Raw genomic sequence first — 15,095 nt, 5'->3', positions numbered from 1 at the left:
CTGTCAATCAATATGTCTATGAACTTTTTATAATTACTGAAGCAATCTTCTTCGCCAGTAAATACTTGTTAATCAATAAGGAATCGAACCCTATAAATGCCTTTTAAAACATCTTACTCCAGCACAATCTTTTTATGAACTTCGCTCTGTTTCTTAAAGCGGGTGCAAATATACAACCCTTTTTTATTCTACAAAGCTTTTTTTAAACTTTTTTTTTGAAATTTATTAATCTCATAATAATCTCAAAAAACAATCAGAACTCCTGCAAAACAATCCTTCGTTTTGCGGCTGCAAACCTACAACCTTTTTTATTTCTAATCACAATTTTTTTGATCTTTTTTTTAAAAGTTTTTTAACCCTTTCTTAAAACCAAACCTTATCTATGAACTTACAAAACAATCTCCCGTTTTGCGGCTGCAAACCTACAACCTTTTTTTATTCTGACAAGATTTTTTTTAAAAAAAATAATTAAAAAATAAATCTCAAAATTAATGCCTCAATGAACAACAAAACTTATAGCCGTTTTGCGGGTGCAAACATACAACTGTTTTCTGCTTTCACAACTATAAATTTGCATTTTTTTTACATTAAATTAACAACTAACTGAATACTCACACGTTACAAACTAAACTTTTTTTAAAAAAATCAACACATCATTTTAAAACTCACATTATTCTAGAAAAACGCGTTAGGGATCGAAGGGAAAACCCCGCAATACGCCAAAAGCGTGTGAGGAGTTGCAACGTAGAGCCCGACCCGAAGGGAAACGCTATCATCAATATCTCTATAATTATTATAGTATACAACCATAACTAGTTTGCCTCATATACCCCCTCCCCTCTTTTCCTTCTATATATTGTATCGACACTATCAAAACAATACGTTAAAAACACAGAAATATCTATTAAATAAATTAAATATACATTATAGTATTGTGTGAGTTTTATTATCGTACTATCTTTGCTGCTTTAATTTCAAGAAAATGATCAAGATTACATTACCCGACAATTCGGTGAGAGAGTACAGCAACAGCATTACAGCTATGGATGTTGCAAAAGATATTAGCGAAGGTTTTGCCAGAAACGTTATTTCTGCCAAGTTTAACGATACTACTATCGAAACAAGTACCGAATTAACCACCGATGGGAATCTGGTTTTATTTACTTGGAAAGATAAAGAAGGTAAAGAAGCTTTTAGACATTCTTCATCACATGTATTAGCACAGGCATTAGAAGAACTTTACCCAGGAGTTAAACTTTCTATTGGTCCTGCTATCGATAATGGATTTTATTATGATGTAGACCTAGATGATCAAACTATTTCTGAGAAAGATTTTAAGAAAATTGAAGATAAAATGCTTGAAATCGCAAGAGGAAAGCACGATTTTAAAATGAGATCTGTTTCTAAAACAGAGGCTTTATCTAAATACAAATCAGAAAATAACGAATATAAAACAGAACTAATAGAAAATCTTGAAGATGGTACCATCACATTTTGTGATCATTCTGACTTTACAGATTTATGCCGTGGAGGACACATTCCTAACACTGGTCTTATTAAAGCTGTAAAAATAATGAGTGTTGCTGGTGCTTATTGGAGAGGTGACGAAAACAACAAACAATTAACTCGAGTTTATGGAACCTCATTTCCTAAACAAAAAGAATTAAAAGAGTATCTAGAATTATTAGAGGAAGCGAAAAAACGTGATCACAGAAAATTAGGTAAAGAATTAGAGCTTTTCACTTTTTCTCAAAAAGTTGGCCAAGGACTACCATTATGGCTTCCTAAAGGTACTGCATTGAGAGATCGTTTGGAGCAATTTTTGAAAAAAGCACAAAAGAAAGCTGGATACCAAATGGTAGCTACTCCACATATAGGTCAAAAAGAACTCTATGTAACCTCTGGGCATTATGCTAAGTATGGAGAAGATAGCTTCCAACCTATCCACACTCCCAATGAAGGAGAGGAGTTTCTTTTAAAACCAATGAATTGCCCTCATCACTGTGAAATATACAATAGCAGCCCTTGGTCATATAGAGATCTACCTATACGATATGCCGAATTTGGCACTGTATATAGATACGAACAAAGTGGTGAACTTCATGGATTGACTCGTGTAAGAGGGTTTACACAAGATGATGCTCATATTTTCTGTACTCCGGATCAGCTTGATGAAGAATTTAAAAAAGTAATCGATCTTGTTTTATACGTATTTGGGTCATTAGGATTTGATAATTTCACAGCACAGGTATCGGTAAGAGATCTTAGCAACCCTGATAAGTATATAGGAGATGTAGAAAATTGGGAAAAAGCAGAAAACGCAATTATCAACGCTGCAAAAGACAAAGGGCTAAATTATGTTATAGAAAGTGGCGAAGCTGCATTTTATGGCCCAAAACTAGATTTCATGGTAAAAGATGCACTAGGAAGAAGTTGGCAATTAGGTACCATACAAGTAGATTACAACTTACCAGAGCGTTTTGACCTTACTTATAAAGGAAGTGACAATGAATTACACAGGCCTATAATGATTCACCGAGCTCCTTTTGGAAGTATGGAAAGATTTATTGCTATATTGCTAGAGCATACAGGGGGTAATTTCCCGCTTTGGTTGATGCCAGAGCAGGCTATTATACTCTCTATCAGTGAGAAATACGAAAAATACGCGGAAAAAGTTTTAAATTTGTTAGAAAATGACGAAATTCGCGCCCTTGCAGATCATAGAAATGAAACTATAGGAAAAAAGATTCGTGAAGCAGAAATGAATAAATTTCCTTATATTATCATTGTTGGTGAGCAAGAAGAAAAAGATAATACGGTATCTGTTCGTAAACATGGAGGAGAGGATTTAGGAGCTATATCGATAGAAGAGTTTTCTAAAATAATAACAGAAGAAATAAAAAGCACTTTAAAACCGTTTAACGGTTAATACTAAAAAAACTAAGTTTAATTTAAAATTTTTAAGTCATAGCAATAAGAAGAAGAAGGTCTCAAAAGCCACTAAGAGTAATCAAAGAAGATGCGCACAGAATCAATCACAAAATTCGTGTTGATGAAGTACGCCTTGTAGGTGACAATATAGAAGTTGGCGTTTATCCCATTAAAAAAGCGATACAACTTGCTGAAGAGCAAGAACTTGACCTTGTAGAAATTTCACCTAAAGCCGTACCACCTGTTTGTAAAATAATGGATTATAAAAAATTCCTTTATGAACAGAAAAAGAGAGACAAGGCCTTAAAATCTAAGGCAACCAAGGTTGTTATAAAAGAAATTAGATTTGGACCTAATACAGATGAACACGATTATGAATTTAAGAAAAAGCACGCAATCAAGTTCTTGAGTGAAGGTGCTAAGCTAAAAGCATACGTTTTCTTTAAAGGTCGTTCTATCATTTATAAAGATCAGGGTCAGATTTTATTACTTAGATTGGCTCAGGAACTTGAAGAATATGGTAAGGTAGAACAAATGCCAAAACTAGAGGGTAAACGTATGATCATGTTTATCGCTCCTAAGAAATAATAAATAGTTCTTTTATCTAGTAATATTAGAGAACTGAAAGATAATAAGTGAGATTATTAAAACAAGGATACAATGCCTAAAATGAAAACAAAATCCAGTGCTAAAAAGCGTTTTAAGCTTACCGGTACTGGTAAAATCAAAAGAAAGCACGCTTTTAAGAGTCACATATTGACTAAAAAATCTAAAAAGCGTAAGCTTGCTTTAACGCACTCTACATTAGTGCACAAAAGCGATGAACAAAGTATTAAAGAACAATTACGTTTAAAGTAATTTTTTTTTAATCCGGTTAGAATTATTATAAACCCAGGAGTTAGGCCCAATAAAAGAGTTCAAAATTTAGAATCTAAAATTCATAATTATTGAATCGCCTACTACTAAAAAATTTAAATTATGCCTAGATCAGTAAATTCTGTTGCAAAAAGAGCTAGAAGAAAAAAAGTTCTTAAACAAGCAAAAGGTTATTTCGGACGTCGTAAAAACGTTTGGACAGTAGCAAAAAACGCGGTTGACAAAGCGATGCAATACTCGTATAGAGACCGTAGAAATAAAAAGAGAACTTTCCGTGCTTTATGGATCACCCGTATCAATGCAGGTGCCCGTTTGTATGGTATGTCTTATTCACAATTTATGGGAAAAGTAAAAGCTAATAATATTGAGCTAAACCGTAAGGTTCTTGCCGACTTAGCAATGAACAACCCAGAAGCTTTTAAAGCGATTGTAGAAAAAGTAAAATAATTCTCTTAGTATTATAAATATCAATCTCACTTATAAAAAAATCCCGCCTAACAGCGGGATTTTTTGTTACCACCAATTTCAACTTCTTTTTTCAATATAATCTTTTCTCAATCTCTTGTTGCTTTAAGGTAATCATAACTCGCAACCAAAAAACTTCACTCCATATTTTCTGTAACGTTTAGCCTAGTAATATTGCACTTCATCAATAAAATCAGTATTTTATCTATCTAAAAAAAGAAGTCAAAATACTTTTTTTTCATTACTTTTAACAAAATCAGACAGATATGAAAATAATTACTTTTTTTCTTACAAAAATACCTCTTTTTGTAGCTCAAGAACTACCCAATCAAGATCACAATACACATACCTCTTCAGAGAGTTTAAATACCGAGCAAGTTTTTGGATTGTTAGAAATGCCTTTTTTAGCAATTGCACTTGTTTTTAGTTTTCTTACGGCTACAAGACTAAAAGGAGGAAAATTTGGCTCGGGTATGACTTTATTGGCATGGGGATTTGTTGTTATGGCATTAGGTCATCTTCATATGCAAATTAATCATATTTTTCATTACAATCTTTTTCAAGATCTATTTGGCAATCAACTTGGAAATTATATATGGTATATCGCATTAATACTTACGTGGGGTCTGTCTGCTTTAGGTTTCTACAAGATATACAAGGCCAGTAAAATATAATATGAATGTTTAAAAGTTGGTTTAACAAAATACTATCTTCTAAAAAAATCATTGCTCCAAAAAACCATGAAAATCAGGAGTTTATTGATTTAATCGATTTTTTATGGAATAAAATCGAAAAAAATACGAACGCCTATAATTTAAAGGCAAAACTGACAATTTTTAAAGAATCTTCTACAGAAAAAAAAATTGAATTATTACCAGAATTATATCTATTACTAGAGAATAACATACTGGAGAACACGAAATCAACCAAACAAAAGTTTAGAAGTAAAATTGCTCAAGAGCACGCTTCGTTATTACAGTATAAAAATTTCAAATTAATTTTTGACCCACACGATGAGCAAGAATTGATATTGTGCAAGGTTTTCCTTTTGAGGGTATTAGAAAAATCAACAGAATTATTAGGTAGTTATAATGATCAGAAAATTACTGAAATAAAAAAGTATTTAAATACTAATTACGATTTTGGTAAAATTGACCTTATTATAGAACGAAAAAATTTATTAGAATTTTCTAATCAGATTTATCTGAGAATTAAAAACAGTTTAGGTATTAATGCCATTACAAACATTTATGTTCTTATTTACAAAAACCATTTTCAATCGTATCATTTATTAGATTCCTTTACTGCTACTCTAAACGTAATTCCTGAAGAAATCTTAGCCAAAGACTTTATTGATTTACCCAGTAAGCAACAAATGCATAAAATGCTACAAAAGCAATTGCTTAGTCTGGAGGAGATAAATGAAAAACTTACACGCGAAATTATAGAACGAAAAAAAGTAGAAGAAGAATTAAAGTATAGCGAACACCTAAAGACAACTATTCTTGAAACTGCAATGGACGGAATTATTCTGGTTAATAGCAGAGGAACTGTATTAAATTGGAACAAACAATCAGAGCACATACTTGGTCTAAAAAAAGAAGAAACTCTAGGTACTAGCATTTATAAATTGGTCCCATACAAGCTGAGGCAGCAATTAAAAAGTAGTTTTGACGATTATATCACAAAAGGACATGGAGAGCTTATTAACAAACGAGTTGAAACTTCTGTTACCCGTAGAAATCACTCTATTGCTCATATAGAATTAACTATTATAGCAATCGAAACAAAAGACGATTACCTATTTAATGCGTTTTTTAGAGATATCACGAATCGAAAAAATATCGACAACGAAATACGAGAAGCCAAAGTAATTGCCGAAAAATCTGCAAAAGCAAAATCTGTATTCTTGTCTAACATGAGTCATGAGATAAGAACACCGTTAAACGTGATTCTTGGTCTTACAGGAATATTGCAAAAAAGCAATTTTAGTAAACCCCAAATCGACAGAAAAAATCTGGACGGGATTAGGTTCTCTGCTGAAAATCTCTTAATTCTAATTAACGACATTTTGGATTTTTCAAAAATTGAAGCTGGAAAATTAACACTTCATAATACCGATTTTGATTTACATGGATTAATCACAAATATATCTCGAGGTTTTAAAATAAAAGCCGATGAAAAAGGGCTACAATATACAATGCATATCGGTGCATCTGTTCCTAAATTTATTATCGGTGATCAATTAAGACTTAATCAAATTCTGGTCAATTTACTTGGTAATGCGATAAAATTCACTCAATCTGGTAAAATATCAATTCGTGTTGAAGTTCAAAAATCTAACGACAAGGATACAACCATCTCTTTTTCTGTTCAGGATACTGGTGTAGGTATAGCCGAAGACAAACTAAAAAACATTTTTGAAAGCTTTTATCAAGTTCATAAACCTGGTAAAAATAAAATTGAAGGAACAGGACTAGGGCTTTCTATTTCTAAACAATTAATTGAAATTCAGGGAGGTAAATTAAATGCCGAAAGCCAACCTGGAATAGGGTCTACCTTTTGCTTTTCTATAGCTTATGAAAAAAGTAATTTTAAATCTTCAAAATCAGGTAAAAAATCCACCTTTATAAATGACAATATTCATAGTTTATCGAATCTAAAAGCATTGATTGTTGAAGATAACAAAATGAATCAGTTTTTTATAAAACAAGTTTTCTCGAATTGGGGTATTACTTCAGACATTGCTGATAACGGAAAAATAGCTTTAGAAAAACTTGAGGGTCAATTGTACGATCTTATATTAATGGATATGCATATGCCAGTAATGGATGGTCCAGAAGCAGCCAAAAATATACGTAATTCTAAAAACAATCGAATTAATAAAATTCCGATCATCGCTTGTTCGGCAGATGTTTTTCCAGAGTCAAAAAAAAGAGCGCTTGAGTCTGGCATGAATTACTATCTTACTAAACCGTTAAACGAACAAACACTAGAAGAAGTTCTTTTAAACATTGTATCGGTTACCGCTAACAAAAGTAGTTCAACGAACAATTCTTCAAAAAATAATACCTCATCAAACACTAAAATTTCAGAAGAACTTTGTGATTTATCATTCTTAAAAAAAACTTTTGACAACGATACAGAGATCATCAAAGGGATTCTTCAGATATTTATAGAAGAAACTCCAAAAGACTATAAAAATCTAACTTTGGCTATTAAAGAAAAAAAAGAAGGTGAAATAAAACAAATGGCGCATAAACTTAAATCAAGTTTTAAAACAATTGGATTGCAAAATGAAGCTGCTATTTTAGAAAAAATAGAGAAACTATCTCTAGAGTCTTCAAAATTTAATGTGTTAGAAGTACTTTTTTCAGATTTATCAAAGTTATACCCAAAGATTATTAAAGAAATTAAGCAATCTATCTTAGCGTTAGAATCATAAAATCATCAAAAAAAGAAATTAGTTTATCTTCCCTATTACTATCTTTACCCCCATGCAAAATCAAATAACCAGTGTCCAGAACGACCGAATAAAATTTCTAAACCAACTTAAAGAAAAGTCTAGGGTTCGAAAAAAAGAAAAACGTTTTATCGTTGAGGGCAAACGTGAAATTTCTTTAGCGATACAGGGAGGATATGACATCACGCAACTTTATTACTGTACCTCTATCATAAGCTATGAAGAGGTTGTTGCAATTACCGCTTTATATCAAAAAACAATACATTTATTTGAAATTACACAAAATATTTATGAAAAGCTCGCATATAGAACCACTACAGAAGGTGTGTTAGCACTCGCAGTTGCCAAAGAAACAGATATCCATAACTTTGTTTTACCCTCAAAAAACTCTTTAATTCTCGTTGCAGAGGCACCAGAAAAGCCCGGTAATATAGGTGCGTTACTACGTACCGCTGATGCTGCCCAACTAGATGCAGTTTTTATTGCAAACCCAAAAACGGACATCTATAATCCTAATATTATTAGATCTAGTGTTGGTTGTTTGTTTACAAATACCATTGCAACAGGATCCACTCAAGATATTGTAAACTTTTTAAAAGCAAACGACATTCATATTTATGGAGCTGCATTACAAGCATCTGTAAATTATCACACACAAGATTATACTAAACCCACTGCTATAGTCGTTGGTACAGAAGCTACCGGTTTGAGCGAACATTTTTTGACAAACACTACTCAAAACATTAAAATACCAATGAACGGGGTAATCGATTCTATGAATGTTTCGGTAGCAGCCGGAATACTTATTTTTGAGGCAAAACGACAACGTGACTTTAAAAACTAAGAGATAATAACATAATTACAATTAAATTCATTAACTTACTATTCCCTACTACGCTCCAAATGTTTGACTACTAATGCTATAAACCAATGACCCCTTATTCCCTATTTTATTTTCTGATACTCATTATTATTATTGTTTTTCTGGTTGATTCTCTATTAAGTATCCTAAATGCGAGACATTATACCAAAGAAATCCCAGAAGAACTGGTTGATGTATATCCTGATGAAGAATATCAAAAATCTATTGATTATAAAAAAGCCAATTTTAAATTTAAACTGGTTTCTTCTACTATTTCACTTATCATAATGCTTTTGTTTTTTTTTCTTGACGGCTTTTCTTTGGTAGATAGTATCTCCAGAAGTGTTTCTAACAATCCCGTCATTATAGGGCTTGTCTTTTTTGGAATCATTATGATTGGTGGAGATCTACTTTCTACTCCTGCTGTTTACTATAAAATTTTTGTAATCGAAGAAAAGTTTGGGTTTAATAAAACGACCATTGCTACATTTTTTACTGATAAAATAAAAGGTATTTTGATGATGATTATTGTAGGAGGTGGATTGCTTGCCTTGGTAATGTGGTTTTATCAACTCACAGGCCCCTATTTTTGGATTTATGCCTGGATATTGTTTTCTATTTTTACTCTTGCGATGAATATGTTCTATGCAAAACTTATTGTACCTATATTCAATAAACAGATTCCGCTAGAAACCGGAGAATTAAGAGATACCATAGAAGCCTATGCAAAAAGAGTTGGGTTTCAATTAAAAGATATTTTTATCATTGATGGTTCTAAAAGAAGTACCAAAGCTAATGCTTATTTCTCTGGTTTTGGTAGTGAAAAAAGAATTACACTTTATGATACACTTATTAAAGACCTTACCAAGGAAGAAGTAGTAGCGGTATTGGCACATGAGGTAGGGCATTATAAAAAAAAGCATGTAATTGTTAATTTATTTTTATCTATCGCACTTACGGGTCTTACTTTATGGTTTTTATCATTACTAATAGCAAATCCCATTCTTTCTGAAGCCCTTGGCGTAGAAAAAGCTTCATTTCATATTGGTCTTATCGCCTTTGGAATCTTGTACAGTCCCATTTCAGAAGTTACGGGGTTATTAATGAATATTGTTTCCAGAGTATTTGAATATCAAGCAGATGATTATGCTAAAAATACCTATAATGCAGAAGCTTTGATAAGCAGCTTAAAGAAGCTTTCAAAAAACAACCTTAGTAATTTGACTCCACATCCCGCAATGGTATTTATACATTACTCCCACCCTACTTTGTTACAACGAATAAAAAATTTAAAAAAATAGTTTTATTACCCTAACAAGTACTTGGTGGTTACGTTTCTTAATTGTACTTTTAATTATTATTGTCAAAATTATACACTCATAATTCACACAAAGTATGATTTTGATCCATCAATAATATATAGGGAAACGATACACATTATTATAAAATAGGGCTTTATAAAAAAACGTTATGTTATGACCGAAGCTGCTATAGAAGAAGAAAACAAACAGATTGCAAAGCAATACAAAGAATTGCTTCGTATTAGTTATAGGGATCTAAGCAAAAAAGATAAATCACTTATAAGACAGGCTTTTGATATAGCCGTAGATGCTCATAAAGATCAAAGACGAAAAAGCGGAGAGGCATATATCTTTCATCCTATTGCGGTTGCAAAAATTGTCGCGAGTGAAATTGGATTGGACGCGACCTCTATTGCAGCTGCCTTACTACATGATGTTGTAGAAGATACCGATTATACCCTTGTAGATATCGAACAAATGTTTGGCGAAACTGTCGCCAGAATTGTCGATGGCCTTACCAAAATATCTTCTCTTAAGAAAGATAAAGACATATCTCTGCAAGCAGAAAATTTCAGAAAAATGTTACTTACTCTTAATGATGATGTAAGAGTAATTATTATAAAGATTGCCGATCGATTGCACAATATGCAAACGATGGATTCTATGCGACCTGATAAACAGGTAAAAATAGCTTCTGAAACATTGTATATCTATGCACCACTAGCACATCGTATCGGATTATATAACATCAAAACCGAATTAGAGGATCTAGGACTAAAATATACCGAACCTGAAGTTTATAAGGATATCCTCGAAAAAATAAAGGAAAGTAAAGAAGAACAAGACGAGTATATCGAAAAGTTTTCTGATCAGATCAAAGAAGGACTGGATAGAGAAGGCTTAAATTATGAAATTAAAGGAAGACCAAAATCCATTTTTTCTATTCGACGAAAGATGGTTAAACAAAATATATCTTTTGAAGAGGTCTATGATAAATTTGCCGTTAGAATCATTTATAAATCTGATATAGAAAACGAAAAATTTATTGCTTGGAAAATCTACACTGTTGTTACCGACTATTACAGACCCAACCCGATAAGACTTAGAGATTGGATTTCTCAACCAAAATCTACTGGTTATGAGGCGTTACATATTACTGTTATTGGTCCCGATAGTAAGTGGGTAGAAGTACAAATTAGAAGTGAGCGTATGCACGAAATAGCAGAAAAAGGGTATGCCGCTCATTATAAATACAAAAATAATGAAGAAAAACAAGATCAAGGGCTAGACGGGTGGCTAAACAGATTACAAGAAGCTCTCGAAAATTCTGAAGCGAATGCAGTAGATTTTGTTGAAGAATTTAAACTTAATTTATACGCAAAAGAGATTTTTGTTTTCACCCCAGAGGGAGACCTAAAATCGTTACCTAAGGGAGCAACGGCACTAGATTTTGGTTTTAGTGTACATACTGAAGTAGGGTTGAAAACAAGAGGAACCAGAGTTAATGGTAAACTGGTTCCGCTAAGTCATCAACTTAAAAATGGAGATCAGGTAGAAATCATCACTTCAAATAAATCTAAACCTTCTTCTAGCTGGTTGGATTATGCTACCACCGCCAGAGCCAGAGCTAAAATAAAATCTGCCTTAAGAGATGAGAAAAAGCAAATTGCAGAAGATGGCAAGGTAATCCTTAAACGAAAGCTTCGCTCTCAGAAAATAACAATGAGTGAAAAAGTGATCAATGAACTTGTACTCTACTTTAAACTAAAAACCAGTCTTGATTTATTTTACAGAGTGGGTATTGGTACCATTGATAATCAAAAAATTAAAGAGTTTGCAACGACACGTAGCAATGTCTTTATGAATTTTATAAAGAATAGGATTCGACGAGGTAATGTAAAAGACATTTCTAAAGATGAGATAACCTCTAAGTATGACTTGCTTGTTTTTGGTAAAGACTCTGAAAAATTAGAATATAAGTTATCTAATTGTTGTAATCCAATTCCTGGGGATGATGTATTTGGTTTTATTACGGTTAATGAAGGAATTAAAGTTCATAAAAACGATTGCCCAAATGCATTACAATTACAAAGCAATTATGCCTATAGAATTATCCTTTCAAAATGGATCGATTCTAGCCAGGAAGAGTTTAAGGCAGTTATTAGGCTTAATGGTATTGATAACATTGGTGTTGTAAACGATGTAACACAAATAATTTCTAACAACATGCATCTGGCCATCTATAACATGAACTTTGATACTAATGACGGTGTCTTTACGGGAAAGATTACTGTGGGTGTTAAAAACAAAAATACTTTAAAAACGGTCATTAAAAACTTATCTAAGATAAATGGTATTGATAAAGTGGTAAGAGAATAAATTTTAATAAACACTGTAAAAATCGATACTTTATGCACTTATCACTGTTACTGAAAACAAACTTATTTTAATTCCTTCTTTTGGGTTAGGGAGCTAATAAAAAATAATGTAACTTTGCTTTTTTATACGTATGAGTACTAAAGCAACTACACAAAACGACCAGGTTATCGTTAAAAATGTGTTTACCGGCTTCTTAGAAGAAAAAGGTCATAGGAAAACACCCGAAAGATACGCTATACTTCAGGAGATATATGAAAGCGATGATCATTTTGATATAGAATCTCTATACATCAAAATGAAAAATAAAAACTACCGGGTTAGCAGAGCCACTTTATATAACACTATAGAACTATTGTTAGAGTGTAAGTTGGTTAGGAAACATCAATTTGGGCAAAATCAGGCTCAGTATGAAAAATCTTATTTCGATAGACAGCACGACCATCTAATTCTTACAGATACGGGTGATGTTCTCGAATTTTGTGATCCAAGGATCCAATCTATTAAAAAAACAATCGAAGAAATTTTTAATGTAGATATTACAAATCACTCTTTATATTTCTACGGAACAAAAAAAAAATCAACAAATCAAGATAAATAATGGCGGTAAACTTATTGCTAGGTCTTCAATGGGGAGACGAAGGTAAAGGAAAAATAGTAGACGTTCTTACAAAAGATTATGATATTATTGCCCGTTTTCAGGGAGGTCCAAATGCAGGACACACCCTAGAATTTGACGGAATAAAACATGTATTACATACAATCCCTAGTGGTATTTTTCATGACAAAGCCATCAACCTTATCGGAAATGGTGTTGTGATTGACCCCGTGATTTTTAAAGAAGAATTAGATAAGTTAGACAATAAATTTAATTTAGATTACAAACCAAAACTGCTTATTTCAAGAAAAGCACATTTAATACTTCCTACTCATAAAATTCTAGATCAAGCTTCTGAAGTTTCTAAAGGAAAAGCTAAAATAGGCTCTACCTTAAAAGGAATTGGCCCCACCTATATGGATAAAACGGGTAGAAATGGTATTCGAATCGGAGACTTAGAACTTGACGACTGGAAAAAACGTTATCGCTCTCTTGCTAATAAACATGAAGCCATGATCGATTTCTACGATGCAAAAATCGAATATGATCTAGATGAAATGGAAGAGAAATTTTTTGAAGCAATAGAAGTGCTAAAAACACTTACTTTTATAGATAGTGAAGAGTACTTACATCAAGCTCAAAAAGAAGGAAAAACTATTTTGGCAGAAGGTGCACAAGGATCTTTGTTAGATATTGATTTTGGAACCTACCCTTTTGTAACTTCATCTAACACTACTGCAGCAGGTGCCTGTACAGGTTTGGGAATTGCCCCAAATAAAATCAAAGATGTTTTCGGAATTTTTAAAGCGTATACCACTCGTGTGGGTAGCGGACCTTTTCCTACAGAATTGTTTGACAAAGATGGCGAAATCATGGCTAGTGTAGGTAATGAATTTGGAGCTACTACAGGGCGAGCAAGACGATGTGGGTGGTTAGATCTTGTTGCTCTTAAATATGCTGTACAAGTAAATGGAGTAACAAAACTAATGATGATGAAAGGTGATGTTTTAAGTGGATTCCAAACATTAAAAGTGTGTACTGCATACTCTTATAAAGGAGAAACGATAACACACTTACCTTATAATATAGAGCCAGAAAATGTAACTCCTATCTATACAGAAATGCAAGGTTGGTCTGAAAATCTAACTGGCATGACTAACGCTTCTGAGTTACCAAAAGAATTGAATGAGTACATTTCATTTTTGGAAAAAGAACTAGAAACACCTATTACAATTGTTTCTGTAGGACCTGATAGAAAACAAACAATCCACAGATAAACATATCGTTACTACATAACACAACACCAAAAATCCCCAAATAGTAAAAACTACTTGGGGATTTTTTATTCACAAAACTCAACTTCTAATTTGACCTAAAGTCATAATCATTTTTACGATTTTGACTAACAAATTATTCTTTCCAACTCCAGGCCAACCAAATAATTAATAACATAGCGGCGATCTCAACACTAGCAAAAAGCAAATAATAAGCAGAGCTCCATCCGCCTAGGATTACAGCCAAAATATTAATAATTGCTATACTAATATTTGCCAGACGATTTGTTTTATATTTTAACACTCTAGATAGTAAAATCATAATAATCACAGTTTCCATAAGAAGCGCTGCCCCTACCAAAAATGCAGGAGGCACCTCTATTTTATCCATAAGTAATATATGGATAGGTGCATTATGATCTAGCAAAGAAATCATATCTGCATACAACATATTAAGCAACACAAATATCCATAGTGTAGAGAGTACCACTCTAATATCTGTATTTGGGCCAATTATACTTTTAGCTATCATTACATTCTTCTTTAATAAATTATAGAATCTTCTTTACTTAAACCTATTTTATGCATTAGAAAACCTATTACACCATATAGCTACTACAAATACAGACGCTTTGCTTTGCTTCGTTTCTTGATTTAATACATTTTCAAACTTCATTATAAAGTTCTACTACATAAAGTGGGTTAAAAACAACGGGGTACCTAAATAGACGTTCTTATTTTGTATATGGTTGCCCAAGATCATAAAAATCCTATTATCAATTATTTATATTATGACATCTATTAGTATTTCAGTTGATCGACAGAATATATTTGTTTCGTCGAAAGCTATTTAACTTTGATCTATGGTTCACTATAGAAATGTCATATAGCATGTACTTTTACAACATAGTTACTATAACAATGTATTGTAATATGAAACATAAAGTAA

At 32.3% G+C, this 15,095-nt stretch carries 12 protein-coding genes; 11 read left to right on the top strand and 1 reads right to left on the bottom strand.

All coding sequences use genetic code 11. The features are described from left to right. Positions 1-982 precede the first annotated feature (982 nt). From thrS to ABW636_RS19605, 11 genes are all read left to right on the top strand, one after another. The gene (gene thrS, locus ABW636_RS19655; RefSeq protein ID WP_367591789.1) at positions 983-2,929 is read left to right on the top strand and encodes a threonine--tRNA ligase; all 1,947 of its coding nucleotides are present in this window, start codon (positions 983-985) and stop codon (positions 2,927-2,929) included. A gap of 80 nt (positions 2,930-3,009) precedes the next feature. After that, positions 3,010-3,519 carry a translation initiation factor IF-3 gene (infC, locus tag ABW636_RS19650; RefSeq protein WP_367591791.1) on the top strand — a complete coding sequence of 170 codons (510 nt, stop codon included), beginning with the start codon at positions 3,010-3,012 and terminating at the stop codon, positions 3,517-3,519. 72 nt (positions 3,520-3,591) lie between these two features. Further along, complete coding sequence (gene rpmI / locus ABW636_RS19645; RefSeq protein WP_367591788.1) at positions 3,592-3,789, top strand: 50S ribosomal protein L35; 198 nt, start codon at positions 3,592-3,594, stop codon at positions 3,787-3,789. A gap of 120 nt (positions 3,790-3,909) precedes the next feature. Further along, on the top strand, positions 3,910-4,254 hold the full coding sequence (gene rplT, locus ABW636_RS19640; protein ID WP_367591787.1) for a 50S ribosomal protein L20: 345 nt from the start codon (positions 3,910-3,912) through the stop codon (positions 4,252-4,254). 284 nt (positions 4,255-4,538) lie between these two features. Next, positions 4,539-4,946 carry a hypothetical protein gene (locus ABW636_RS19635; protein WP_367591786.1) on the top strand — a complete coding sequence of 136 codons (408 nt, stop codon included), beginning with the start codon at positions 4,539-4,541 and terminating at the stop codon, positions 4,944-4,946. 5 nt (positions 4,947-4,951) lie between these two features. Then, entirely contained in the window at positions 4,952-7,717 is a 2,766-nt protein-coding gene (locus ABW636_RS19630) for a PAS domain-containing hybrid sensor histidine kinase/response regulator (RefSeq protein ID WP_367591784.1), read from the top strand. 52 nt (positions 7,718-7,769) lie between these two features. Next, complete coding sequence (locus ABW636_RS19625) at positions 7,770-8,579, top strand: TrmH family RNA methyltransferase (protein WP_367591783.1); 810 nt, start codon at positions 7,770-7,772, stop codon at positions 8,577-8,579. 86 nt (positions 8,580-8,665) lie between these two features. Next, positions 8,666-9,898, top strand: a complete 1,233-nt coding sequence (locus ABW636_RS19620) for a M48 family metallopeptidase (protein WP_367591782.1) — start codon at positions 8,666-8,668, stop codon at positions 9,896-9,898. Between the two features lie 174 nt (positions 9,899-10,072). Then, positions 10,073-12,277 carry a RelA/SpoT family protein gene (locus tag ABW636_RS19615; RefSeq protein ID WP_367591781.1) on the top strand — a complete coding sequence of 735 codons (2,205 nt, stop codon included), beginning with the start codon at positions 10,073-10,075 and terminating at the stop codon, positions 12,275-12,277. Between the two features lie 130 nt (positions 12,278-12,407). Further along, on the top strand, positions 12,408-12,875 hold the full coding sequence (locus ABW636_RS19610) for a Fur family transcriptional regulator (RefSeq protein ID WP_367591780.1): 468 nt from the start codon (positions 12,408-12,410) through the stop codon (positions 12,873-12,875). Continuing rightward, on the top strand, positions 12,875-14,149 hold the full coding sequence (locus tag ABW636_RS19605) for an adenylosuccinate synthase (RefSeq protein ID WP_367591779.1): 1,275 nt from the start codon (positions 12,875-12,877) through the stop codon (positions 14,147-14,149). The genes ABW636_RS19610 and ABW636_RS19605 overlap by 1 nt, the downstream gene beginning before the upstream one ends. Before the next feature lie 133 nt (positions 14,150-14,282). On the opposite strand, the gene ABW636_RS19600 is transcribed toward ABW636_RS19605, so the two are convergent. Then, positions 14,283-14,678 (bottom strand): DUF6326 family protein, encoded by a 396-nt coding sequence (locus ABW636_RS19600; RefSeq protein WP_367591778.1) that lies wholly within the window; start codon positions 14,676-14,678, stop codon positions 14,283-14,285. Positions 14,679-15,095 lie beyond the last annotated feature (417 nt).

Source organism: Aquimarina discodermiae (assembly GCF_040786235.1).
In the GTDB taxonomy this organism is placed as follows: Bacteria; Bacteroidota; Bacteroidia; order Flavobacteriales; family Flavobacteriaceae; genus Aquimarina.
This window is presented reverse-complemented; position numbering and strand designations above follow the sequence as displayed.